This window comes from Ruminococcus sp. AM43-6 (assembly GCF_003461785.1).
GTDB lineage: Bacteria > Bacillota > Clostridia > Oscillospirales > Ruminococcaceae > Hominimerdicola > Hominimerdicola aceti.
The window spans coordinates 91398-115280 of sequence record NZ_QTXU01000001.1; the positions used below are offsets into that span (position 1 = coordinate 91398).

Here is a 23883-nt window from a genome sequence, read left to right on the forward strand (position 1 = left end):
ATGGCAGAATTGAAGAAGAAAGCTACAAGAGAAAGCTACGGCGAGGCTCTTGCAGAGCTTGGCGATAAGTACGAGAACCTCTATGTTTTTGACGCAGACCTTGCTGCTGCAACAAAAACAGGTATATTCAAGAAGAAATTCCCTGACAGATTTTTTGACTGCGGTATCGCCGAGTCAAATATGATGGGCGTTGCAGCAGGTATGGCTGCAACAGGCAAGATACCATTTGCTTCTACATTTGCAATGTTCGCCGCAGGCAGAGCATTTGAGCAGGTTAGAAACTCTATTGGCTATCCTCACCTCAACGTGAAGATAGGTGCAACACACGCAGGTATCTCTGTAGGCGAAGACGGTGCAACACATCAGTGCAACGAGGATATCGCTCTTATGAGAACTATCCCTGGCATGGTGGTAATAAACCCTGCCGACGACGTTGAAGCAAAGGCTGCCGTTGAAGCCGCTATCCTCCATGAAGGTCCGGTTTATCTCCGTTTTGGCAGACTTGCCACACCTGTTTTCAACGACCCAGAAACATATAAGTTTGAGCTTGGCAAGGGCGTTAAGCTCCGTGACGGCAAGGATATAGCTATCGTTGCAACAGGCCTTATGGTTTATGAAGCTATCGAGGCCGCAAAAACACTGGCAGCCGAGGGTATCGAAGCAACAGTTATCAATATCCACACTATCAAGCCAATCGACGAGGATATCATCGTTGAAGCCGCAAAGAACACAGGACTTCTTCTTACAGTTGAGGAGCATAGCGTTATCGGCGGACTTGGCTCAGCAGTTGCTGACGTTCTTGCAGCAAGACACCCTGCAAAGCTTGTTAAGATCGGCGTTAATGACGAGTTCGGTCATTCAGGCCCGGCAGTTGATCTTCTTAAAGAGTATGGTCTTTGCGCAGACAATATCGTTGCAAAGGCAAGAGATGCTGTTAAGGCAAAGTAATAAAAGCACTAAACGGACGGATATCTTCCGTCCGTTTTTTTGTACACAAAAAAGACACGCTTACGATCTCGTAAACGTGTCTTTTCTTATGCTTTTACAGTGCCTGCATGAGTGTCGATAATGTTATTTATACATATGTAAAGATAAGGCTTAAGCTCGCCAATGTCCACAGGCTCGTTGTAAAGTATGGACGAGTAGCAGGTAGAGCTTACAAGCTCAACTATCATGAATATCATGACCTCAGGCTGAACAATATTATATGGAGCGTCAGCAAGCATAGCGTCATAAATGTTGCGGAAGTCGATGTCATCGTTCTTTATAGGCGACGTAAGAGCGTGCTTGAAAACGCCCCAGCTAAGATTCTTTGCAATAAAAGTCAAAAGCGACTTGTTCTCGTTTAGCTGGTTGATGATGTTGTCAACAATAAAAATAATTCGTTCGTTAAAGGTGAGCTTCTTGCCGCTCGCATTTAATGCCTCGATAGCGTTTCTGAAAAGCTGTGACGACTTGTGAGAAACAAGCTTGTTTCTTATGTCATATTTGTCCTTGAAATAAAGATAAAACGTTCCTTTCGCCACACCAGCGTTGTTCACGATGTCTGAAATAGAGGTCTTGCTCACTCCCTTGGTGGTAAAAAGACTAAAAGCCGTGTTAAGCAGAGAGTCCTCCTTTACCTTTTTATTGGTATCAAGCTTGCCCATTTTAACACGTCCTTCCTTATTATAATATATACAATTTGTATGTCACACATACACAGGTTTACTGTGGTTGACCCTAAATCTATTATAATACAAAACCGTCTCAAAGTCAACTGAGCAAAATGACCAATAGTCACTTATGACCGTTGGTCATTTTGTGCAACTCTACAAAAAGAATGACTAATGGTCATTTTACTATTGACTGTTGGTCATTTTTGATGTATACTATGAATTGTTAAAAGGCCGAAAGGTCAAAAACTATGTGAAGGGAATGACATTTGATGCAGAAATTTGGCAGAGGAGTTGTAAAGCTCCGAGTACCGATACTCATAGTCAGCGTTCTGCTGCTGATACCGTCAATATTCGGATTTGTCAGCACAAGAATAAACTATGATATTCTTTCATACCTCCCGTCAGACATTGAAACCATGAAAGGTCAGGATATAATGCTTGACGAGTTCGGCAAGGGTGGCTTTTCGCTGGTAATGCTTGACGGCATGGATGATAAGGACGTTGAAAAGGTCAAGGAGAAGATCGAAAAGGTAGACCACGTTTGCGATGTTCTCTGGTATGACACCTTGGCAGACGTTTCACTTCCAAAGGAAGTTCTTCCTGATGATATTTACGATTTCTTCAATACAGATAACTCCACAATGATGGCTGTCTTTTTTGACGAAGCGACCTCCGCTGACGGCTCACTTGAAGCTGTCAAGGAGATAAGAAGCATCGCCGGCGAACAGTGTTTCGTAAGCGGTATGTCGTCAGTCGTTGAGGATATCAAGGATCTGACAATGCAGGAAGCTCCGATGTACGTTGTTATCGCAGTAATACTTACAAGTATCATACTTGCACTTACAATGGATTCGTTCCTTATCCCACTGTTCTTTATGCTCAGCGTGGGCATGGCGATAATCTACAACATGGGAACGAACTTCATACAAGGCGAAATATCGTTCATCACCGAGGCTCTTGCAGCCGTGCTTCAGCTTGCGGTAACGATAGACTACTCGATCTTCCTGTGGCACAGCTACAAAGAGGAGAAAGAAAAGCACCCTGGTGACAACAAAGAGGCTATGGCAGTCGCCATCGGCAAAACTATCACCTCAGTCGTTTCAAGCTCCATAACAACAGTTGCAGGCTTCCTTGCACTTTGCTTCATGAGCTACGAGCTTGGCATGGACATGGGTATCGTAATGGCAAAGGGCGTTGTTATCGGCGTTATCTGCTGCATAACAGTTCTCCCGTCAATGATACTTGTCTTCGATAAGGCACTTGAAAAAACAATGCACAAAGACCTTGTTCCAAGCCTTGAAAAGCCTTCAAAGTTCATTATCAAGCACCATGCAGCATTTATCGTACTCTTTATAGTTGTACTTATCCCTGCTGTATATGGTCAGATAAACACCAATGTCTACTATAACCTGACAGATACTCTTCCAAAGGATCTCAACAGTGTTATCGCAAACACAAAGCTAGATGAGGAATACAACATGGCAACGACCCATATGCTCCTGGTTGACGCTGATATGAAGCCAAAGGAAGTAAACTCTATGCTCGACGAAATGGGCAAGGTTGATGGTGTAAGCTTCTCAATGTCACTGGATACTCTTATCGGTCCGTCTATCCCTCGTGAGATAGTTCCTGATTCAGTAACAAAAATACTCAAAAGCGACAAATGGCAGCTTATGCTAATAGGTTCTGAATATAAGGTAGCTTCTGATGAAGAGAATGCCCAGATAGATGAGCTTAGCAAGATACTTAAATCCTACGATAAGGACGGAATGCTGATCGGTGAGGCGGCGGCAACAAAAGACCTTATCGACATAACAGATCATGACTTCAAGGTAGTAAATATAGTTTCTATCGCCGCTATCTTTATCATCATTCTTATTGCACTGCGTTCAGTTTCACTGCCTATCATTCTGGTAGCCGTTATCGAATTTGCTATCACAGTAAACATGGGTGTTCCGTGCTTTACGAATACCACCATACCGTTCATAGCGTCGGTAGTAATCGGTACTATCCAGCTTGGTGCAACAGTTGACTATGCTATCCTTATGACAACAAGATATAAGACCGAGCGTAACGCAGGCAAGGATAAGCATGAAGCTGTCACTATCGCACTCACCACTTCAATGAAGTCTATCATGGTCAGCGCACTTGGCTTCTTCGCTTCAACATTCGGCGTTGGCGTATATTCAAGCGTAGATATGATCTCACAGCTTTGTACGCTCATGTCAAGAGGTGCAATAATCAGTATGATAACTGTTATCTGCATACTTCCTTCAATGCTTATGCTGTTCGATAAGGTAATAATCAATACAACAATGGGCATGAAGAAAAAAGAAAATAAGCTTTATAAGCTTCCTGAAATAAACTAATTCGTAAAGGAGATATAGTTATGAAAAAGTATTCAAGAGTTCTTGCAGGCATACTTGCCGTACTTCTTTCCGCAGGCTGCACAGGTCTTTATGCAGCAGCTCAGTCAGACAGCTCCTCAGCTGCCGACAGCACTGCCTCAACAACAAAGAGCGAATCAGATAAAAAAGATACAAAAGATACAAAGAAAGCTGATAAGTCTGACAGCGATACAGAAAAGCAGGCTAAGGAAGAAACAGTTTATGTTATCACTGACGCTTCTGGCAACAAGACAAAAACAGTCGTTTCCAGCTGGCTGAAAAACCCACAGGGCGTAAAGAAGCTGGAGGACGTTTCCGACCTGAAAGATATCGAGAATGTTAAAACAGACGAGGGCTTTACAGCCAATGGTGATAAGCTCACATGGGATACCGATGGCGGAGATATCTACTATAAGGGCTATACCGATAAGTCACTCCCGGTTGATGTAAAGGTAACATATACCCTTGACGGCAAGGAGATAAAGCCTGAGGACCTCGCAGGCAAGAGCGGTAAGCTTACAGTAAGATATGACTATACGAACAACGATAAGAAAACTGTCAAGATAAACGGCAAGAAAACAGATATCTATGTTCCATACCTTATGGCAACAACAGCTATCCTTGATACTAACGTTTATTCAAACGTTGAAGTAACAAACGGCAAGCTCATTTCAGACGGAAGCAGACAGATACTCATAGGCGTTGCAATGCCTGGCCTTACAAAGAGCCTTGACCTTCAGAATAACGAAGATATCGAGATACCGGAGTACGTTGAGTTCACAGCAGACGTAAAGGACTTCGAGTCAACGACCTCTCTCACAGTCGCAACATCTGACATCTTCTCAAAGCTTGACCTTAGCGATATCGGTGATGCTGACGATCTTCAGGATAAGCTTGATGAGCTTTCTGATGCTACAGACGAGCTTGTAGACGGCACAGCAGAGCTTTACGCAGGCATTAAGAAGCTGTCCGATTCCTCAGGAACACTTATCACAGGTATCGACAAGCTTTATTCAGGCTCTAAGTCACTTGACGATGGTGCAAAGACACTTAACAGCGGTGCAACAAAGCTCCGTGACGGAGCAAAGACCCTTGATTCTTCCACAGGTGAGCTTATGAGAGGTATCTCCACAGCTCATAGTGGTTCAACAGCCCTACTCGGTGGTTTTGATCAGGTAAACAGTGGTATGTCAACCTTGAAGAACGGCTCATCATCACTTTCAAGCGGACTTTCACAGGTATCCTCAGGCGCACAGCAGGTAAATAACGGTGCTGCAAACCTTGCCGCAGGCACAAATAAGCTTGTTACAGGCGTAGGCGACCTCCAGACAGGTTCTAAAAACCTTGCCGCAGGCACAAAGCAGACCTATGACGGTTCAACTGCACTGAAAAAAGGCGTTGCAACACTTAATGCAGGCGTTTCTACACTCTATGAAAAGGTGCAGAAACTCCCTGCAAGCGTTGAACTTCTTTCAAATGGCATAACAAAGGTAGATAACGCACTTACACAGTCTATCGCATACGACCAGCAGGTACTCGCAGGACTTGAGCAGCTTCTCGGCAATTACGAAGAAGGCTCAGCAGAGTACACGAGCATAAGCAATATGATAGCAGCCGTAAATGGCTCTATCCAGTATCAGCAGGGCGCACAGAGCGGCCTTGGCGATGTTTCAACAGGTGTCGGCACAATGGCAACCGAGGGCAAACAGCTTGTTGACGGTGTAACTCAGATATACAATGGTCTTAACGATAAGAAGAAAGGTCTTGTCGCAGGCGTTGATAATTTGAATACAGGACTTAAAACAGTAAACGAGGGTGCTTCTGCACTTAAAACAGGTATCGGCACACTTGCTAAGTCCAGCAAGGAGCTTAACAATGGTGCAGCTACACTCTCCGCAGGCACAAAGAACCTCTCCGCAGGCGTAAGCTCAGCACAGGTAGGCGCAAGCAAGCTTGATAAGGGTGTTGACAGCCTGAACTCAGGCGTATCAAAGCTTTCAAACGGCGCAAAAACTCTTGACAGCGGTCTTGGTCAGCTTGACAACGGCAGTAAGCAGCTAAAAGACGGTACTGCAACACTCTATTCATCACTTGTAGAGCTTGCACAGGGTACAACAACACTTTCAAGCGGCAGTGCAGAGCTGTTCAGCGGTATCGGTCAGCTCAAAGACGGCAGCTCACAGCTTTCATCTGGTGTTAAGAAGCTTGAAAGCGGTGCAAAGACACTTAAAGACGGCATGGCTAAGTATAAGGACGAGGGCATCGGCAAGCTCCTTGACATCTACAACAATGACCTCAAGGGACTTATCGACAGACTTGACGCTCTCAAGACAGCAGCCGAGGATTCAACAACATTCTCAGGCGCAGCCGATGGCGTTGAAAGCTCAGTTAAGTATATTTACGAAACTGCGGCTATTGAAAAAGCAGACGAGTAATTTTTACTTCCCACACATAGCAAAGACCCCCTTGGACAGAAATGTCCGAGGGGTCTTTGTATTTATAAATGTATTATCTGTACAAAAAAACGGACGGAATCTATCCGCCCGTTTTATATATCCTACTGTCTTAGATAAACGCCGTTTTCTTCGATGTAGTCCTCCATGTCCTGCTTGTATTCAAGATCAAGAGAATCTTTAGGAAGTGCTTTCAGTGCTTTCTGACCAATGTCTTTTCTGAAATGCTCTCCCTCGAACTTTATCTTGGAAACAGCCTCGTAAGACTTGTCCAGTGCGCCCTGAAGCGTGTAAGCATTGCAGGTAACGCCCAGAACACGGCCGCCGTTTGTGTAGAATTTGCCGTCCTCGTACTTAGTACCTGCGTGATAAATAAACGCTCCGTCTACCTGACCCTTGTCGTCCATACCGAACATCTCGATACCCTTTTTGTACTTAACAGGATATCCTCCGCTCGCCATAACAACACAAGTGCAGTAACCCGACTTCCAGCCTATCTTGACATCAGCCAGCCTGTGTTCATAAATAGCCTCAAATATCTCACAAAGATCACCCTCCAGCATAGGAAGAACGACCTGCGTTTCAGGGTCGCCGAAACGGCAGTTGTATTCAATTACCTTTGGACCATTAGGGGTGAGCATAAGTCCGAAATACAAACAGCCCTCAAAAGTCCTGCCCTCAGCGTTCATTGCATTGATAGTCGGCAGGAAGATCTTCTCCATGCACTCCTTGGCAATGTCCTCAGTGTAGTAAGGGTTAGGTGCAACAGTACCCATTCCGCCTGTGTTCAGACCCTTGTCGCCGTCCAACGCTCTCTTGTGATCCATTGAAGAGATCATAGGAACAACAGTCTTGCCGTCAGTGAATGAAAGCACAGAAACCTCAGGACCTGTGAGATATTCCTCCACAACGATAGTGGAACTGCTCTCACCGAACTGCTTGTCGTCTATCATGGAGTGTATAGCCTCCACAGCCTCTTTCTCACTCTCCGCCAGAATAACGCCCTTGCCAAGTGCAAGTCCGTCAGCCTTTATAACAGCAGGGTATGTGTTCTGTTCCTTGACATATTTTATAGCGTCCTCACTGTTTGTGAACACCTCGTATTTGGCTGTAGGAATATTGTATTTCTTCATAAGATCCTTAGAAAAGACCTTTGAACCCTCGATTATAGCCGCATTTTTCTTAGGACCAAAGGTCTTGAAACCCTCAGCCTGCAAAGCGTCTACCATTCCAAGTACAAGCGGATCGTCAGGTGCAACAGCCACCATGTCTACTTTAAGCTTCTTTGCCAGAGCCACAACGCCCTCGATATCCGTTGCCGCAACATCAAAACATTCTGCATAGCGTGAAATGCCACCGTTTCCGGGTGTGCAGTAAAGCTTTCCTACCTTAGGGGACTCCGCAAGCTTCATAACGATAGCGTGTTCACGTCCGCCTCCGCCAACAACTAATATGTCCATTTTCAGACCTCCTCAGTGTGTTTTTCCAATTATAACAATACCGCACACCTATGCTGTGCGGTATCGTCATTTATTTACTTCGTATACTATTACTTAAGCTCAAAGCTGTCAAGAACTGTCTTGAACTCGTCAGAAAGCTTGCTGTAAGCGTTCTCGCTTGCACCATATGTGATAACAACAAGGTTGCCGTTGTCAGAAGTGATTATCTGATTGAGCAGTACCTTCTGTGAGCCGATCTCGCCTGTTACGTCAACAATGTAAGCGTCCTTGCCTGCAAACTTATCTTCCTTGTCGTTTGTAACAGTGTAGCCGTCCATGGAATTATATGTTTGCTTGATCTGGTCAGCATAATCGCTTGCTGTAAGACCATTGAGCAGATCGTTTGACATTGAGATAACGTTGATAGAAGCAGACTCAAGCTCAGCATCATCGCCTGCGTCAGCGTATGTGAACATTACGTCAACACCAGCGGACTCCTGCATTGCCCACTTCTTTGAGTCGATCTTGAAAGTATACAGATCGCTTGTGTAAACATTATCCTTATAAGTTCCCTTAGCCTCGTCACCGGTGCTTGTTGTGTCGTTAGCAGACGTTGTTGTGTCAGCAGCTGACTCCTCAGGTGCTGCAGTTGTAGTTGTTGTGTCAGCCTTAGACTCGACAGCAGGTGCGGCTGTAGTTGTAGTAGTTGTTTTAGCCTCAACCTTTGACTCACTGCTTGAATCGCTTGACTCTGAGCAGCCTGTAACTGCAAATACCATTGACAGTGCCATGAGTGATGCAAGTAACTTTTTCATAATAAATTTCTCCTTTTCTTCTTGACCTTTATTGTTTTGCATTAATGCACAGAAATTAGTGGTGGAATAATCTTATTCCGGTGAATGCCATTGCCATGTTGTACTTGTTGCAAGTCATGATAACATGATCGTCCCTGATAGATCCGCCTGGCTCGGCAATGTAAGCCACGCCGCTCTTTTTAGCTCTCTCGATGTTGTCGCCGAATGGGAAGAAAGCGTCAGAACCAAGGCAAACGCCTGTGTTCTTTGCAAGCCACTCCTTCTTCTCAGCTTCAGTGAGCACCTCAGGCTTTACCTTGAATGTGTTCTGCCATACACCCTCAGCCAGTACATCATCATGCTCGTCAGAAATGTAAACGTCGATAGCGTTATCTCTGTCAGGACGTCTTATGTTGTCAACGAACTGAAGTCCCAGAACCTTTGGATGTTGTCTGAGCCACCAGATGTCAGCCTTGTTTCCTGCCAGTCTTGTGCAGTGTATTCTTGACTGCTGACCTGCACCTATACCGATAGCCTGACCGTCCTTTACATAGCAAACGCTGTTAGACTGTGTGTATTTAAGTGTGATAAGTGAGATAACAAGATCAGTTTTCTTGTCCTCAGGGATCTCCTTGTTGTCTGTCACGATATTTGTGAGCATATCGTTGTCTATTTTCAGCTCGTTTCGACCCTGTTCAAAAGTTACGCCGAAAACCTGCTTTCTCTCAATAGGTGCAGGAACATAGTTCTCGTCTATCTTGATGATGTTGTATGTACCCTTTCTCTTTGACTTGAGTATCTCAAGAGCCTCGTCAGTGTAGCCGGGTGCAATGATACCGTCAGAAACCTCTCTCTGGATCATCTTTGCAGTGCAAGCGTCGCACTCGTCAGAAAGTGCGATAAAATCGCCGTATGATGACATTCTGTCAGCACCTCTTGCTCTCGCATAAGCGCTTGCAAGTGGAGTAAGCTCGCCCAGATCGTCAACAAAATATATCTTCTTTTCGACCTCGCTCAAAGGCTTGCCGATAGCAGCGCCCGCAGGTGAAACGTGCTTGAAAGAAGTTGCCGCACACATACCTGTTGCCTTTTTAAGCTCTCTTACCAACTGCCAGCCGTTAAATGCGTCAAGCAGATTGATGTAACCCGGCTTGCCGTTGAGCACCTCGATAGGAAGATCCTTTCCCTCCTCCATGAACACTCTTGACGGCTTTTGATTAGGGTTGCATCCGTATTTTAAAAGCATTTCATTTGCCATAATTTTTACCTCCGTTTATTTAACCTATTCACTCCGCAGATATTACTTGCTGTACTTATTAACGATCTTAGAAACAGCCTTGCCGCTTGCGATATCAATGTATCTTACAAACAGCGATACCTTGTTGTCCTCGTTGAGTGCTTTCCAAAGCTTTGCGGTAAACTCCTCGATATCGTTAGGTATCTCCACCTTCTTAGGCTCGCCCTCAAAGCTTGGCAGAGGATTGCCGTCACCCATGTAAGTGTGGATAAAATGACCCACGCCGTCAAGAGGGTCAGTGTATGTGTAAGTAAATCTCTCGCAGCAGTCAGGGTTGCCGTCAGCGGACTTGAGTATGCTCATAGCATAATTATATGCGCCGTTCTCAACGTGCATGATACCTGAAATACGAGGAGTGTAGTTTGGAGCGTCGTCCTCATACTCTCTCGTCCTCAGTGACTGCTCAAAAGTCTGCTGCTTGTCCATAAGCTCGTAAATAGTGTCCGTCTGATCGCCGTTTGTAACGATAGTCTTGTTTCCAAGCACACGAACAGGTGAGTATATAATAAGGTGTGGGTCAGAAAGCTTGCTAGGGTCAGCAGCTTCTGTCTTGATGCCGTCCTCAGTTTCCGTGAAAACTCTGTTTCTGGAATTAACACTTCTGCCCATGATAAAATAAGCCGTTACTGCACTCTTTCCGTCAGCAGACTTGCCTATAACTATTCCTCTGCCCGGATATGAATTGCTTTTAAGCTCGTCATAAATATTAAGGGTCTTCATATCTTGTCCTCCATAATTTTTCTCAGTCTTTAAGGTCAACGTAAGCCTTGCCGTCCTTAATGCTTATCCTGTCCTCGCAGAACAGCGAAACCGCCTTAGGCAAAAGCTTCCATTCAACGTTTTCCATTATCTTCTTCTGTAAGCTTTCAGGCGTTTCGTCATTTGCAACATCTACAGCACCCTGCAAAATAATAGCACCGGCGTCAGCCTTTTCGTTTACAAAATGTATAGTCGCACCCGATACCTTTACACCATATTCAAGAGCCTTTTCGTGAACTCTAAGTCCGTAAAAGCCCTCGCCGCAGAATGACGGTATCAGTGCAGGGTGAACGTTTATTATCCTGTAAGGATAAGCCTTTGTGACGCATTCGTCAAGAATGACCATAAATCCGGCTAGCACGATAAGGTCAGCACCTTGTCTGTTAAGCTCCGCCAGAATAGCCTCGCTGTAACTCTTGCTGTCAGCATATTCCTTTCTCGGAATAACGACAGTGCCGATACCTGCATTTTTCGCCCTCTCCAGAGCATAAGCACCCTCCTTCGAGGATATAACGCAGGTTATCTTGCCGTTTTTTATAATGCCGCTTTTTTCAGCGTCAATAAGCGCCTGTAGGTTTGTTCCGCCACCCGAAACAAGAACGCATATCTTCTTCATATCTCTTTACCCTTAGCAGATGATAACGCCCATGTCAGAGTCAACAAGCTCGCCCAGAACGTAAGCTTCTTCGCCTGCCGCCTTGATAGCTTCGATAGCCTTGTCAGCGTCAGCCTTGTCAACAACAACTGTCATACCAACACCCATGTTGAATGTGTTGAACATATCTCTCTCAGGAATGTTTCCTGTCTTTGCGATAACGTCGAAAATAGGAAGCACCTGAACGTCGCTTCTTGCTATCTTAACAGAAAGACCGCTTGGAAGTGAACGTGGAATGTTCTCATAGAATCCGCCGCCTGTGATGTGTGATATAGCCTTTACCTTAACAGAGTCAAGCAGGCTCATAACAGCCTTTACATATATCTTTGTAGGTGTGAGAAGTGTCTCGCCAAGTGTCTTGCCAAGCTCGTCATAGTGAACAGAAAGAGTCTTTTCGTCAACGCTGAATACCTTTCTTACCAGTGAGAAGCCGTTTGAGTGAACACCGCTTGACTTGATTGCTATCATAACATCTCCGGCATTCTGAGTGCTTGGGTCAAGTATCTTGTCCTTGTCAACAACGCCAACAGAGAAGCCTGCAAGGTCATATTCGTCAACAGGGTAGAAACCAGGCATTTCAGCCGTTTCGCCGCCGATAAGCGCACAGCCTGACTGTACACAGCCCTCAGCAACACCTGAAACTATCTGAGCTATCTTCTCAGGATAGTTCTTGCCGACAGCGATGTAGTCAAGGAAAAACTGTGGCTTTGCACCGCAGCAGATAATGTCGTTTACGCACATTGCCACGCAGTCGATACCAACTGTGTTATGCTTGTCCATAAGAAAAGCTATCTTGAGCTTTGTGCCAACGCCGTCTGTGCCTGAAACGAGAACAGGCTTTGTGATACCTGTCATGTCAAGCTCAAACAGACCGCCGAAGCCGCCGATGCCGCTGAGAACACCGCTCGTCATGGTTCTTGCAACGTGCTGCTTCATAAGCTCAACTGCCTTGTAGCCAGCCGTTACGTCAACGCCTGCTTCCTTGTAGCTGTTTGAAAAACTGTTTGTATTCATGATAAAATATCCTTTCAGTTATTTACTTCTTTTCCGATATCTTCGATTCAAATTTGTCCTTAGGCATATCCTTAGGAACTTCGATAGGGTATTTCTCTGTAAAGCAGCCTACGCAGAAATCACACTTTGAATTTCCCGCAAGCTTTTTAACGCTTTCAACACTGAGATATCCCAAGCTGTCTGCACCGATATATTCGCATATTTCTTCATTGGTCATCTTGCAGGCGATAAGATTTTCCTTGCTGTCTATATCCGTTCCGAAATAGCATGGTGCAATGAATGCAGGGGAGGAGATACGAACGTGAACTTCCTTTGCACCTGCGTCCCTCAGCAGCTTGACGATTCGTCCCGAAGTCGTTCCTCTGACGATACTGTCGTCTATCATAACGACCCTCTTGCCCTTAACAGTGCTTGAAATAGCGTTGAGCTTTATCTTGACGGAGTTCGTCCTCTCTGTCTGGCTAGGCTGAATGAACGTCCTGCCTATGTATCTGTTCTTGATAAATCCAATGCCATATGGTATGCCGCTTTCCTGAGAAAATCCCAGCGCAGCGTCAAGTCCCGAGTCAGGCACGCCTATGACGATATCAGCGTCAACAGGGTGTTCTCTCCAAAGATATTTTCCTGCCCTGAGCCTTGCCATGTGAACGCTCGACCCCTCGATAACAGAGTCAGGTCTGGCAAAATATACATATTCAAATACGCATATAGTACCCTTTTTACCACAGTGAGTCGTGATAGAGTTCACACCGTTTTTGTCAATAACTATCATTTCACCTGGTTTAAGATCTCTTATGTATTCAGCGCCGATGCTGTCAAAAGCACAGGTCTCCGACGCTACCACATAGCCGTCGTCTATCTTTCCGAGGCAAAGGGGTCTGAAGCCGTCAGGATCTCTCGCCGCAATAAGCTTTGTCGGCGACATAACGAGCAGCGAATACGCACCCTTTATCCTGTACATTGCCTTTTCAAGAGCCGACTGTATAGACGGTGCTCTAAGACGTTCCTCGGTTATAGCGTATGATATGACCTCAGTATCATTTGTGCTGTGGAATATCATGCCCTTGTTTTCATATTGCTCTCTAAGTTCTCTTGCGTTAGTAAGATTTCCGTTGTGAGCGATAGCCATAGGACCCTTTATGTGACGAACAACAAGCGGCTGAGCGTTTGAAGCATTGCAGTTGCCTGTAGTCGAATATCTCACATGACCTATAGCAATGTTGCCCTTGCCGAGCCGTTCGAGAGTTTCCTTATCAAAAACCTGATTGACAAGACCCACGTCCTTGTGATAGCTGAACACGCCGTCGTCGTTTACAACGATACCGCAGCTTTCCTGACCTCTGTGCTGTAATGCGTAAAGAGATACATAAGTCTGAGCCGCAACATCGCTTGTCTTGTTAGTATAAATGCCGAAAACGCCGCATTCTTCATGGATACCTGTTACCAATTAAATCATTCCCTTCCGTTCCAGCAGTAGGTGCAAAGCTCACAGCTTGGCAGACCCACAGCCTTTACAGTGCCTTCAAGCGACTGGAATTCAACAGAGGTAAGCTTAAGTCTTCTGCATATCTCGTCCCTGAGGAGCTTGCCACGCTCAGTGCTTGAATCGCTGTATTCTTCAATGTATTTAACTCCCTCGATACCCTCGTTCTCATCAATGATCTGTCTTGCGATAAGTTCAAGCTCCGAGGTGCTGCGTGAAAAGTTTAGATACTTGCAGCCATACATGATAGGAGGACAGGCTGATCTCATGTGGACTTCCTTTGCACCGTTCTCATAAAGAAACTCAACAGTTTCCCTCATCTGAGTTCCTCTGACGATACTGTCGTCAACGAACAGAAGCTTCTTGCCCTCGATAAGTTCGTGAACAGGTATAAGCTTCATCTTCGCAACTCTGTTTCTCATAGACTGGCTTGTTGGCATAAAGCTTCTAGGCCATGTAGGAGTGTATTTGATGAACGGTCTTGCAAAAGGTATGCCGCTTTTGTTTGCATATCCTATAGCGTGAGGAACGCCCGAATCAGGTATTCCGCAAACGAAATCAACGTCAGGGAGCCTGCCGTTTTTCATATCGTTCTCTGCCATTATCTCACCGTTGCGTGTTCGCATAAGTTCAACGTTCACGCCCTCATAGCAAGCGGTAGGGTAGCCGTAATAAGTCCAAAGGAAAGTGCAGATCTTTTTCTTGTCTGTACCTTCGCTGAGGATATTGTAGCCGTCCTTGGTTATCTCAGTTATCTCTCCCGCCTTTAGTTCATGACAGGTGGAGTATCCAAGCTTCTGATATGCAAATGATTCAAAAGAAAAGCAATATCCGTCAGAACGCTGTCCTATTATAATAGGAAGCCGTCCGTCCTTATCTCTGGCAACGATCATCGACTTGTCTGTCATTATTGCAAGTGACATCGTGCCTTCTATCTTGTCCTGTGCGTATCTTATGCCGTCAACAAAGCTGTCCTTCTGTGCGATCAGCGCACCGATAAGCCCTGCGGAATTGATAGCGCCGCTGCTCATTGTTTCAAAGTTTGCGCAGCCCTTTTCAAGCAGTTCGTCAGCCAGTTTAGCGGCATTTTGTATTACACCGATAGAGCACACTGCGTAAAGTCCTAACTTCGAGCGTACCATTATCGGCTGAGGATCTGTGTCGCTTATGCAGCCGATACAGATGTTTCCTCTCATTTTGTCAACGTCTTTTTCAAATTTAGTACGAAATGGTGAGTTTTCAATGCTGTGAATATTTCTCTGAAAGCCAAGCTCAGGGGAGAATGAAGTCATTCCGCCCCGCCTTGTGCCTAAGTGTGAATGATAGTCGGTCCCGAAGAAAACGTCCTGAATACAGTCATTAGCTGAAACAGCTCCGAAAAAACCGCCCATAGATATTATTCTCCCATTACTCTCTTTATCATCTCATGGTAAGCCTCTTCAACGCCGCCCATGTCTCTTCTGAATCTGTCCTTGTCGAGCTTCTCATGTGTCTTAGAATCCCAGAAACGGCAAGTATCAGGTGAGATCTCGTCAGCAAGAAGTATCTTTCCGTGGAATCTGCCGAACTCGATCTTGAAGTCGATAAGGTCAATGCCGATGTTCTTGAAGAAGCCAAGCATGAACTCATTTACCTTGAAAGCATACTTTGTGATATCCTCAATCTCTTCCTCAGTAGCAAGACCAAGACCAAGAGCATAATACTTGTTGATGAATGGGTCGCCAAGCTCGTCGCACTTGTAGCTGAACTCAAGTGTAGGCTGCTTGAGCTTTGTGCCTTCCTCAATACCGAGCTTCTTTGAGAAGCTTCCTGCTGCAACGTTTCTTACGATAACTTCCAGCGGAACGATCTCGACCTTCTTAACGATAGTCTCTCTGTCAGAGATCTCTTCAACAAGATGAGTAGGGATACCCTCTTTTTCAAGAAGCTTGAACATATAGTTTGTCATTTTGTTATTGATAGCACCCTTGCCAACGATAGTGCCTTTCTTCTCGCCGTTGAAAGCAGTAGCGTCGTCCTTGTAATCAACGATAACAAGATCAGGGTCGTTAGTAGCGAATACCTTCTTAGCCTTGCCCTCATAGAGCTGTTCTGTCTTTACAATGTTTTCCATAGATTTATTCCTCCATAAATTTATTTACATTATTTATATGATACACCGAAAACATATCCACTGCCGTTTTAATATGTAGGGGCGAACATCGTTCGCCCGCCGACAGCAGAACTTCCCCGATATATCAAATATAACATACAGCCGAGCTATATGTCTGTATCAAAAAATCAAAGCGCAGCAAGCTTGTCCTGTAAAGCCTTGTCCTTAGCCACAACGCCGTCTATCATATCCCGCTTAGCCTTTTCAAGCTTCTCAGCCAGACCCTCGTCAGAAAGAGCCAGCATCTGAATAGCAAGTATAGCAGCGTTCTTAGCGCCGTCAACTGCGACCGTGGCAACAGGGATACCGCTTGGCATCTGGACTGTAGCAAGCAGAGCGTCCATGCCGTCGAAGTTAGCACCCTTGCAAGGGATACCGATAACAGGAAGCGTTGTGTGACCTGCAATAACTCCCGCAAGATGAGCCGCCATTCCGGCAGCGCAGATTATAACTCCAAAGCCGTTTTCCTTAGCCTTGTCAGCAAAATCGCTTGCAAGCGCAGGCGTTCTGTGAGCAGACATAACGTGGCATTCGTAAGGAACACCATAAGCTTTAAGTTCAGCAACAGCCTTGCTGACAACAGGAAAATCGCTGTCAGAACCCATTATTACCGCAACTTTTTTCATAAATTTATACCTCCAAGTAAAACAAAAAATTACAAATAAAAAACTGCAACAATGGCGTTGCAGTTTTAGTCAGTGCATAATTAGATTGTTAGAGTGCAAAAAATCAAGGCAGGACGCAATTATACTTAAAGACCTACCCATAAAAGAATATGTAATTGATGAAAAACAGCACATTTCAGTCATACATCTCTCCTGAATACATACAAAAAATACTGCACAATATTACCAGACAGTAAAGCGGAGCAAAACTGTCTGCGAAAGCTTTTTTTACTGATTTTCTCCATAACAGCATACAAAGCCTTACAATAATATTGTACAATATTTATAGATAAATTTCAACACATATTTATATAAAATTTATATCAATTAATCTTTGATTTATTGTGAAATTTGTCTACATTAACTTTTTGTTCAGAAAATACTTGTATCAGTGATCTGACCGTTTGACAAGCTGTTGACGAGATCACGCATTTCCTCTTTGGAGCGAATACAGTGTGCCGAGTCGATTATCTGCTGTCTTTGAAGCGGATCCAGCTTAGCAAAGTAAGCATATGCCGCAGGCACCTGAGCAAGAGCCATAGACAGCCCCAGCGGCAATTCCTGCCCATGAGCAAAAGAGTTGTTTTTCATTTTTATCACCTCCGCATATATTATTTCCCGGGCAATAAAAATAATAAACCCTTACGATCTTATATGTGATACTGCACAATTTATCACATCGTAATTTGTGCAAACAAATGATTTATCTTTTAATTTGGCAACATTTCTGCAATTGTTGCATTTTTTATGCAACAAAAGTGATGATTTTCGGGATAAGTATAAGGATATTATCCCAAATCGAATATCCTGCAAGGTAGCAGAGTATGAGGAAACATTCTGAGGGCGTGAGTTAGGTGAACACGATGAGAGGTTCTGATCGCACAGAAAAGCACTTCCTGCACCTTGTTTGAAGCTTGAAAATTGAATATAAAACGACTGAAACACGACCCCCACGGCAACAAATTTGTAGGGGCGAACACTGTTCACCCGTCTTGGTCGCCCGTCAAACCCTGCGTTATCCGCACAATTTACTGCGTTTCATAAACCCTGTAGGGGAGCGGCGTAATTTCTGCTTTGCAGAAATCCGACGTCCCGCCCCCTCAACGTTTCGCATTATTGTTTATCCCACAAACCATGACAACCCCACAACGCATGGTAGGGGCGAACAGCGTTCGCCCGTTTCGTTCCCCCACTCAACTTCGTGAAAAATCCAAACCTCGCAACTCCCCCGAAACGGGCGGTCGTATTTCTGTGAGCTTACGAACAGAAATTTCGCCAAGCCCCTACAGATATTCGGGATAGTTTATCTTGCCACAAAATCGCTCCGCTGGGTCTTTCATTACTTCATTGGACTATTATTCTTTTCCAAATCAGTTGACATTCTTTTGTTAATATGATATAATTATTTTGTTAATTTTTTGTCGATTTATCAGTTAATCTGAGGTGTATTAATAAATGGATAATCTTTCTAATATAAGTGTGATAAAAGATGTTCTCGCAAGACATAATTTCACTTTCTCCAAGGCTCTCGGTCAGAATTTCTTGGTGAATCCCTCCGTTTGTCCCAAGATAGCCGAAATGGGCAATGCAAAAAAAGGCTTCGGCATAATCGAGATAGGCACAGGCATAGGCGTTCTCACAAACGAGCTTGCCAAGCGTGCCGACAAGGTGGTGGCTATCGAAATTGACGACAGGCTTATGCCGGTTCTTGCAGAAACTCTTGCAGAATATGACAATGTGAAGATAATAAACGCCGACGTCATGGAAACTGACCTCCATAAGCTTATTGCCGAGGAATTTCAGGGCATGGATGTTGCCGTTTGTGCAAATCTGCCTTATTACATAACCTCGCCCATATTAATGATGCTTCTTGAAGAACGCCTGCCCATAAAGTCTGTTACTGTCATGGTGCAGAAAGAAGCAGGCACACGTCTTTGTGCCCCTATGGGTACAAGAGATATGGGAGCAGTCACAGTGGCAATAAATTATTTTTCTGTACCGAAACTGCTTTTCAACGTATCACGAGGAAGCTTCATGCCCTCGCCTAACGTTGACAGCTGCGTGGTGCGATTCGATATCCGTGATAAGACCCCTGAGGGCGTGACGGACGAAAAGTTCTTTTTTAAAGTCGCTAGGGGAGCATTTTCACAGCGAAGAAAGACCCTCTCAAATTCCGTATCATCATCAATGGGCATAGATAAATCTATAGTAAATCAGGCGATAGAGCAAAGCGACCTGCCTGCCTCCGTCCGTCCTGAAGCTCTTTCCATGGAACAATTCATAACCTTTTCCGAAACCCTTAGAAAGCTTATCTAATTGTACATATTTTTGTACAATTAGACTTCGCTACTTATAGGGAAGTCGCACAGTTTCTGCAAGCAGAAATGCGACGTCCCATTTCGTTCACCCGTTGCTCGGCAACTATCCCGAATTTCAACAGCAGATTTTCATGACGTTGAAAGTTATGAGATCTGTCCGTAAATTTGGTCAGTATTTCAATTTCAAGCCCATATTGCGACACCTTTCGCTTGATAGTCCTGCTAAAATGTGATTATTACATTTTGGAAACATAGGACGTGATAAGCAATGGAAAAAATACGGCATACGGCAAAATTTCATACCTCGGGCAAAACGAATGTACTTATGGCTGTTTTATCGGCGGCAGCAGCGTTTGCGGCAAGCTTCGGAAAGATCTTGGGCTTCCCCTCGTCGATGAACGTGGCGGTGGCAGTGCTTTCGGGAACTAATGTGATACCTGCTTTTTTAGGCTCTGCACTTGCATATTTTGTAAGCGGGACATTTTCAGAGGGTATCGTTCAGCTTTGTGCGATACTTGTTATAGGGGCGGTAAGGCTTGTGATGCCCTCTGCTGACCATAAGGACGACCCCGTTTTTGTGTCGCTCCTCACAACAGGAGCAATGCTTCTTTTCAGCTGTGTAATGTCGGTGGCAATGCCATCGGATACATATACGGCTTCACTGCGAATGATAAGCTCGCTCATGTGTGGCTGTGTGGTTTTTATTGCACTGACCGTAAAACGTCAAAGAAACCGAAGCGGTGTTTTTGACCTCACAGGAATAAACGGAGTTTTCACAGCTATACTTTATATTATGTTTATCTCGACCATCACTGCCGCACCGCTCCATGTGGTGAATCTGGGCAGGATAGCAGGCACTTTGTGTATGCTTATGGCAGTGAGAAAGTATAGAAATATAGGCGGTGCAGTTGTTGGCGCATTGACAACCTGCGGTGTGCTCCTTTGTACTCCGTCACTTGCGAGAAATACACTTTTGCTTGCCACATCAGGTCTTATTTGCGGAGCTTTTCTGCAATTCGGCTCTCTTGTGATAGTGCTTGTTTTCCTTGCAGTTTCACTTGTGAGCCTTGTGGCAATGGGTGTGAACGGTGATACATTTTCAATGTTTGCTGATTTGCTTATAGGCTCTGTGCTTTTTATCGCCCTGCCTGTTCCTGTGATAAAAAGGGTGGCAAAAAAAGTGGTTGGAGTGAAAAATTCCGTTGACCTTGTAGGGCAGACCACTTCTTCAAAGCTCAATATGGCTTCGAGAACTCTGGGCGGTATCAGAGGTCAGCTTACAATGGTCACTGCGGCGATAGATAAACGCTCAAAGGAAGCTACACTGTCAAAGCGTGTACGAACTGTTGTTTGTACCGATTGCGATATGTACTCAGTGTGCAGTAAGCGTTGTGTACAGCTTGATGACAGCTTTTCAAAGCTTGAAAGCATAGTTTGTACATATAATAACCTCAGCCTTGAAGATGTTGAAAAGCATTTGGGCGGCTGTGTGAGGAAGTCGCTTCTTTGCAAAAGCTTCAATGAATTGTATACCGACTTTGTGGCAGAACGTGCCGACAGCATGAGAGTTCGTGAAATGCGTGAGTTTTTAAGCGAACAGCTTTCCTCCATGGAGGATATCTTATCCGACCTTTCTTTCAGGGCAGGTCAGGTGAGGAGCGTTGATCCTCAGCTTTCAGCAAGAGTAAGGGAGCATTTCTCAAACCTGGGCTATCCAAATGTGAAAGCCTGCGTTTACATAGACGAAAACCTTTGTCAGCGTGTGGACGTTTTCATTACGGCACAGTTCAGGGGCGACCTTGTAAGGCTCACAGCAACGCTTTCAGAAATGATAGATTATGATCTTGATATGCCTGTGATAGTCAAGGTGGATAATATAACCAGAATGTCCTTTGCGGAAATACCGAAATTCACAGTTGATATAAAAAGCTTTTCAGCTTCGTCAAGCGGAGAATATTCGGGGGACAGCTTTGAAGTCTTCGATTCAAGCGTCAACGAAAAGTATATCGTCCTTTCAGACGGCATGGGAACAGGAAAAAGAGCAAGACTGGATTCATTGTTTTCCGTAAGTCTTGTTACAAGGCTCATACGATCGGGAATGTCTATGCAGACAGCCCATAGGCTTATAAATTCCATGCTCAGAGTTAAGGGCTGGGAGGAATCTTTTGCGACCCTTGATATAATGCGGCTGGAGCTTAATGGCGGAACGGTGCAGTTTCTGAAATCGGGTGCGGCGCAAAGCTTTCTTTTCCGTGACGGCGGTCTTAAAGCTATCGGCGGACAGGCTTTTCCTGCTGGTATACTTGCGGAGTGTACTCCTGATGTGAGCGAGCTTAAGCTCTTTGACGGGGACGTTCTGCTTATGACCTCAGACGGTGTCGAGGACGCTACAGCACGAGAGATACTCCGTTGTAACGGAATGAACGCTCAGGAGATAGTCACGGCGCTTGGCGCAAAGGCGCTTGCTCAGCGAACAGGAGGCAGGCGTGACGATATAACTATTATTGCCGCAAAAATTTTCCTTCGTGACAAGAATGAAAAATGAATGTAAATGACTTGGCCGATTTTTGCCTGTGATTTTTACTTTTGTATACTTTGACTTTACTTTTTCTATGTTATTATATAAAATCTATTGTGCAAAATATATAAAAACATCTGTTGAAATATGTGCGAATACGAGAATAACTACTAAAACTATTGCAAATTTGTTCAAAAAAGATTAAAATATAAATATGAAACACCGAAATTATTCAGCGGTTTTCACAAAAAGACAAGGGAGGCTGAATTGTGATAGATATTATTCCAAAGGATTATGAACTGCCGCTCTATCTTTTCCACAATGGCACAAACTGCGAAACATATAAGTTTCTTGGCTGCCATAAGGGAGAGAAAGACGGCGTAGAAGGATATTATTTCAGAGTCTGGGCAGCACACGCTGAGGGCATTTCTGTTGTGGGAGATTTCAATGACTGGGACGAAAATGCCACTCCAATGGAGAAGATAGACGACTCAGAGGTGTGGGAGGCTTTTGTTACAGGGCTTCAGACTTATGATACATATAAATACTGTATCCACGGCTGTGACGGCAAGACCCATTATAAGGCTGATCCGTACGGCACACACATGGAGGTCGCTCCGAACACAGGCTCAAAGGTTTTCGATATAGACGATTATCTTTGGAGCGATAAAAAGTGGATGACCGAGAAGAAGTCTAAGGATATCTACAATTGTCCTATGAATATCTATGAGGTACACCTCAATTCATGGAAGGCTTGCCCTGACGGAAAATATTTTTCATATGTTAGATTTGCAGATACTATAATCCCTTATATAAAGGAAATGGGCTATACTCATATCGAGCTTATGCCGTTGGCGGAATATCCTTTTGACGGCTCTTGGGGCTATCAGGGTATCGGCTATTTTGCGCCGACTTCACGTTTCGGAACGCCTTATGACTTCATGAAAATGATAGACCTTTTCCATTTGGCTGGAATAGGCGTTATCCTTGATTGGGTGCCTGCACATTTTCCTAGAGATGAGGCAGGACTGTTCGAGTTTGACGGAGGTCCGTCATATGAATACTCTGACCCGAAAAAGGCAGATCACCTCACTTGGGGAACGAGAGTTTTCGATTATTCAAAGGGCGAGGTAAAGTCATTCCTTATCTCGAACGCTCTTTACTGGATAGAAAAATATCACGTTGACGGTCTGAGAGTTGACGCTGTTGCGTCTATGCTTTATCTTGACTATGACAGACGTGACGGAGAGTGGACGCCTAACAAGTTCGGTGGCAAGGAAAATCTTGAAGCTGTTCAGTTCTTCAAGGATCTTAATACCGCTGTGTTCGGAAGAAACCCTAATACCCTTATGATAGCCGAAGAGTCAACTTCATGGCCTATGGTAACAAAGCCTGCGAGCGACGGCGGTCTTGGCTTCAACTTCAAGTGGAACATGGGCTGGATGAACGATATGCTCAAATATATGGCTCTTGACCCTATTGACAGAGCTTTTCATCATGATATGCTCACGTTCTCATTCTTCTATGCTTTCTCTGAAAACTTTATTTTGCCTATCTCTCATGACGAGGTGGTGCATGGTAAGGCTTCATTGGTAAATAAAATGTATGGTGGAGATATCGACAATAAGTTCAAGCAGTGCAAGCTGTTCATGGCTTATATGATGGCTCACCCAGGTAAGAAGCTTCTGTTCATGGGTGCTGATTTTGCTCAGTTCAGAGAGTGGGATTACGAGAATGGTCTGGAATGGTTCATGGTGGACGAATATGAGAACCACCGCAATTATCTGAACTACTCCAAGAACCTCAATCATTTCTATCTTGACCACCCTCAGTTCTGGGAGAGAGATTTCTCTTGGGAGGGCTTCAGCTGGATATCAAATGACGATTTCAAGCAGAGTATCATCATCTTCAGACGTTTTGACAAAAACGGCGGAGAGGTCATCGTTGTGTGCAACTTCGTTCCTGTGGAAAGAAAGTCATACTGCTTTGGCGTTCCTTACTGGGGCAGCTATACAGAGGTGTTCAACTCGTCTTCTGTTGACGGATCCCCTTGCACGAACGGTACTGTCAAGGCGGTAGATGTTAAGATGCACGGCTTTGACCAGTCAGTCTGCATCGACATTCCTGCGTTCTCTTGTATGTATTTCACGGTGAAGAAAGAGGAAAGACCTGTGCCTGAGAAAAAGGCAGAGAATAAGAAAAAGACAAAGACGGCGGCTAAGAAAACTGCTGTCAAGAAAGCCGCTAAGGCGAAAACAACTAAGAAGTCCACAGCTAAAAAGGCTGAGTAA

General features: G+C 44.7%; 18 protein-coding genes. 6 read left to right on the top strand and 12 right to left on the bottom strand.

Annotated elements, in window-relative coordinates:
* The gene (locus DW938_RS00455; protein ID WP_117896659.1) at positions 1-948 is read left to right on the top strand and encodes a transketolase family protein; all 948 of its coding nucleotides are present in this window, start codon (positions 1-3) and stop codon (positions 946-948) included.
* Positions 949-1034: 86 nt separating this feature from the next.
* Here the strand turns inward: DW938_RS00455 and DW938_RS00460 are convergent, their stop codons facing one another.
* Positions 1035-1649 (bottom strand): TetR/AcrR family transcriptional regulator, encoded by a 615-nt coding sequence (locus DW938_RS00460; RefSeq protein WP_118123558.1) that lies wholly within the window; start codon positions 1647-1649, stop codon positions 1035-1037.
* A gap of 278 nt (positions 1650-1927) precedes the next feature.
* Here DW938_RS00460 and DW938_RS00465 point away from each other — a divergent pair, with 278 nt between their 5' ends.
* On the top strand, positions 1928-4027 hold the full coding sequence (locus DW938_RS00465) for an MMPL family transporter (RefSeq protein WP_118123559.1): 2100 nt from the start codon (positions 1928-1930) through the stop codon (positions 4025-4027).
* A gap of 20 nt (positions 4028-4047) precedes the next feature.
* Positions 4048-6480 (top strand): hypothetical protein, encoded by a 2433-nt coding sequence (locus DW938_RS00470; RefSeq protein ID WP_118123560.1) that lies wholly within the window; start codon positions 4048-4050, stop codon positions 6478-6480.
* Positions 6481-6602: 122 nt separating this feature from the next.
* On the opposite strand, the gene purD is transcribed toward DW938_RS00470, so the two are convergent.
* The 11 genes from purD to DW938_RS00525 form a co-directional block, all read right to left on the bottom strand.
* Positions 6603-7958 carry a phosphoribosylamine--glycine ligase gene (purD, locus tag DW938_RS00475; protein ID WP_117863237.1) on the bottom strand — a complete coding sequence of 452 codons (1356 nt, stop codon included), beginning with the start codon at positions 7956-7958 and terminating at the stop codon, positions 6603-6605.
* 89 nt (positions 7959-8047) lie between these two features.
* Positions 8048-8752 carry a PsbP-related protein gene (locus tag DW938_RS00480; RefSeq protein WP_181983439.1) on the bottom strand — a complete coding sequence of 235 codons (705 nt, stop codon included), beginning with the start codon at positions 8750-8752 and terminating at the stop codon, positions 8048-8050.
* 55 nt (positions 8753-8807) lie between these two features.
* Complete coding sequence (locus DW938_RS00485; protein WP_118123562.1) at positions 8808-9989, bottom strand: phosphoribosylaminoimidazolecarboxamide formyltransferase; 1182 nt, start codon at positions 9987-9989, stop codon at positions 8808-8810.
* Positions 9990-10031: 42 nt separating this feature from the next.
* Positions 10032-10748, bottom strand: a complete 717-nt coding sequence (locus DW938_RS00490) for an IMP cyclohydrolase (RefSeq protein WP_118123563.1) — start codon at positions 10746-10748, stop codon at positions 10032-10034.
* 22 nt (positions 10749-10770) lie between these two features.
* Complete coding sequence (gene purN / locus DW938_RS00495; RefSeq protein ID WP_118123564.1) at positions 10771-11403, bottom strand: phosphoribosylglycinamide formyltransferase; 633 nt, start codon at positions 11401-11403, stop codon at positions 10771-10773.
* Between the two features lie 12 nt (positions 11404-11415).
* Positions 11416-12456, bottom strand: coding sequence for a phosphoribosylformylglycinamidine cyclo-ligase (purM, locus tag DW938_RS00500; RefSeq protein WP_118123565.1), 1041 nt, complete (start codon positions 12454-12456; stop codon positions 11416-11418).
* 22 nt (positions 12457-12478) lie between these two features.
* Complete coding sequence (gene purF / locus DW938_RS00505; protein ID WP_118123566.1) at positions 12479-13903, bottom strand: amidophosphoribosyltransferase; 1425 nt, start codon at positions 13901-13903, stop codon at positions 12479-12481.
* A gap of 5 nt (positions 13904-13908) precedes the next feature.
* Positions 13909-15330 (bottom strand): amidophosphoribosyltransferase, encoded by a 1422-nt coding sequence (locus tag DW938_RS00510; RefSeq protein WP_041337198.1) that lies wholly within the window; start codon positions 15328-15330, stop codon positions 13909-13911.
* A gap of 5 nt (positions 15331-15335) precedes the next feature.
* Positions 15336-16052: a phosphoribosylaminoimidazolesuccinocarboxamide synthase gene (gene purC, locus DW938_RS00515; RefSeq protein WP_022287346.1), complete on the bottom strand. Its 717-nt coding sequence runs from the start codon at positions 16050-16052 to the stop codon at positions 15336-15338.
* A 167-nt stretch (positions 16053-16219) separates the two neighbouring features.
* Positions 16220-16717, bottom strand: coding sequence for a 5-(carboxyamino)imidazole ribonucleotide mutase (gene purE / locus DW938_RS00520; RefSeq protein WP_118123567.1), 498 nt, complete (start codon positions 16715-16717; stop codon positions 16220-16222).
* Between the two features lie 411 nt (positions 16718-17128).
* Positions 17129-17347 carry a hypothetical protein gene (locus DW938_RS00525; protein WP_181979657.1) on the bottom strand — a complete coding sequence of 73 codons (219 nt, stop codon included), beginning with the start codon at positions 17345-17347 and terminating at the stop codon, positions 17129-17131.
* Positions 17348-18211: 864 nt separating this feature from the next.
* Here DW938_RS00525 and rsmA point away from each other — a divergent pair.
* The 3 genes from rsmA to glgB all read left to right on the top strand — a co-directional run bounded on the left by rsmA (position 18212) and on the right by glgB (position 23883).
* Positions 18212-19072 carry a 16S rRNA (adenine(1518)-N(6)/adenine(1519)-N(6))-dimethyltransferase RsmA gene (gene rsmA, locus DW938_RS00530; protein ID WP_022287956.1) on the top strand — a complete coding sequence of 287 codons (861 nt, stop codon included), beginning with the start codon at positions 18212-18214 and terminating at the stop codon, positions 19070-19072.
* A gap of 270 nt (positions 19073-19342) precedes the next feature.
* Positions 19343-21619: a SpoIIE family protein phosphatase gene (locus tag DW938_RS00535; protein ID WP_118123568.1), complete on the top strand. Its 2277-nt coding sequence runs from the start codon at positions 19343-19345 to the stop codon at positions 21617-21619.
* A gap of 245 nt (positions 21620-21864) precedes the next feature.
* On the top strand, positions 21865-23883 hold the full coding sequence (glgB, locus tag DW938_RS00540) for a 1,4-alpha-glucan branching protein GlgB (RefSeq protein ID WP_181984342.1): 2019 nt from the start codon (positions 21865-21867) through the stop codon (positions 23881-23883).

What these genes read in the sequence shown, in the direction of transcription:
- DW938_RS00455 (WP_117896659.1), top strand. Translation starts at nt 1, where the DNA reads ATGGCAGAATTGAAGAAGAAAGCTACAAGAGAAAGCTACGGCGAGGCT.
- rsmA (WP_022287956.1), top strand. Translation starts at nt 18,212, where the DNA reads ATGGATAATCTTTCTAATATAAGTGTGATAAAAGATGTTCTCGCAAGA.
- purC (WP_022287346.1), bottom strand. Translation starts at nt 16,052, where the DNA reads ATGGAAAACATTGTAAAGACAGAACAGCTCTATGAGGGCAAGGCTAAG.
- DW938_RS00535 (WP_118123568.1), top strand. Translation starts at nt 19,343, where the DNA reads ATGGAAAAAATACGGCATACGGCAAAATTTCATACCTCGGGCAAAACG.
- DW938_RS00470 (WP_118123560.1), top strand. Translation starts at nt 4,048, where the DNA reads ATGAAAAAGTATTCAAGAGTTCTTGCAGGCATACTTGCCGTACTTCTT.
- purD (WP_117863237.1), bottom strand. Translation starts at nt 7,958, where the DNA reads ATGGACATATTAGTTGTTGGCGGAGGCGGACGTGAACACGCTATCGTT.
- purN (WP_118123564.1), bottom strand. Translation starts at nt 11,403, where the DNA reads ATGAAGAAGATATGCGTTCTTGTTTCGGGTGGCGGAACAAACCTACAG.
- DW938_RS00480 (WP_181983439.1), bottom strand. Translation starts at nt 8,752, where the DNA reads ATGAAAAAGTTACTTGCATCACTCATGGCACTGTCAATGGTATTTGCA.
- DW938_RS00510 (WP_041337198.1), bottom strand. Translation starts at nt 15,330, where the DNA reads ATGGGCGGTTTTTTCGGAGCTGTTTCAGCTAATGACTGTATTCAGGAC.
- DW938_RS00485 (WP_118123562.1), bottom strand. Translation starts at nt 9,989, where the DNA reads ATGGCAAATGAAATGCTTTTAAAATACGGATGCAACCCTAATCAAAAG.
- purM (WP_118123565.1), bottom strand. Translation starts at nt 12,456, where the DNA reads ATGAATACAAACAGTTTTTCAAACAGCTACAAGGAAGCAGGCGTTGAC.
- DW938_RS00490 (WP_118123563.1), bottom strand. Translation starts at nt 10,748, where the DNA reads ATGAAGACCCTTAATATTTATGACGAGCTTAAAAGCAATTCATATCCG.
- DW938_RS00525 (WP_181979657.1), bottom strand. Translation starts at nt 17,347, where the DNA reads ATGAAAAACAACTCTTTTGCTCATGGGCAGGAATTGCCGCTGGGGCTG.
- purE (WP_118123567.1), bottom strand. Translation starts at nt 16,717, where the DNA reads ATGAAAAAAGTTGCGGTAATAATGGGTTCTGACAGCGATTTTCCTGTT.
- DW938_RS00460 (WP_118123558.1), bottom strand. Translation starts at nt 1,649, where the DNA reads ATGGGCAAGCTTGATACCAATAAAAAGGTAAAGGAGGACTCTCTGCTT.
- DW938_RS00465 (WP_118123559.1), top strand. Translation starts at nt 1,928, where the DNA reads ATGCAGAAATTTGGCAGAGGAGTTGTAAAGCTCCGAGTACCGATACTC.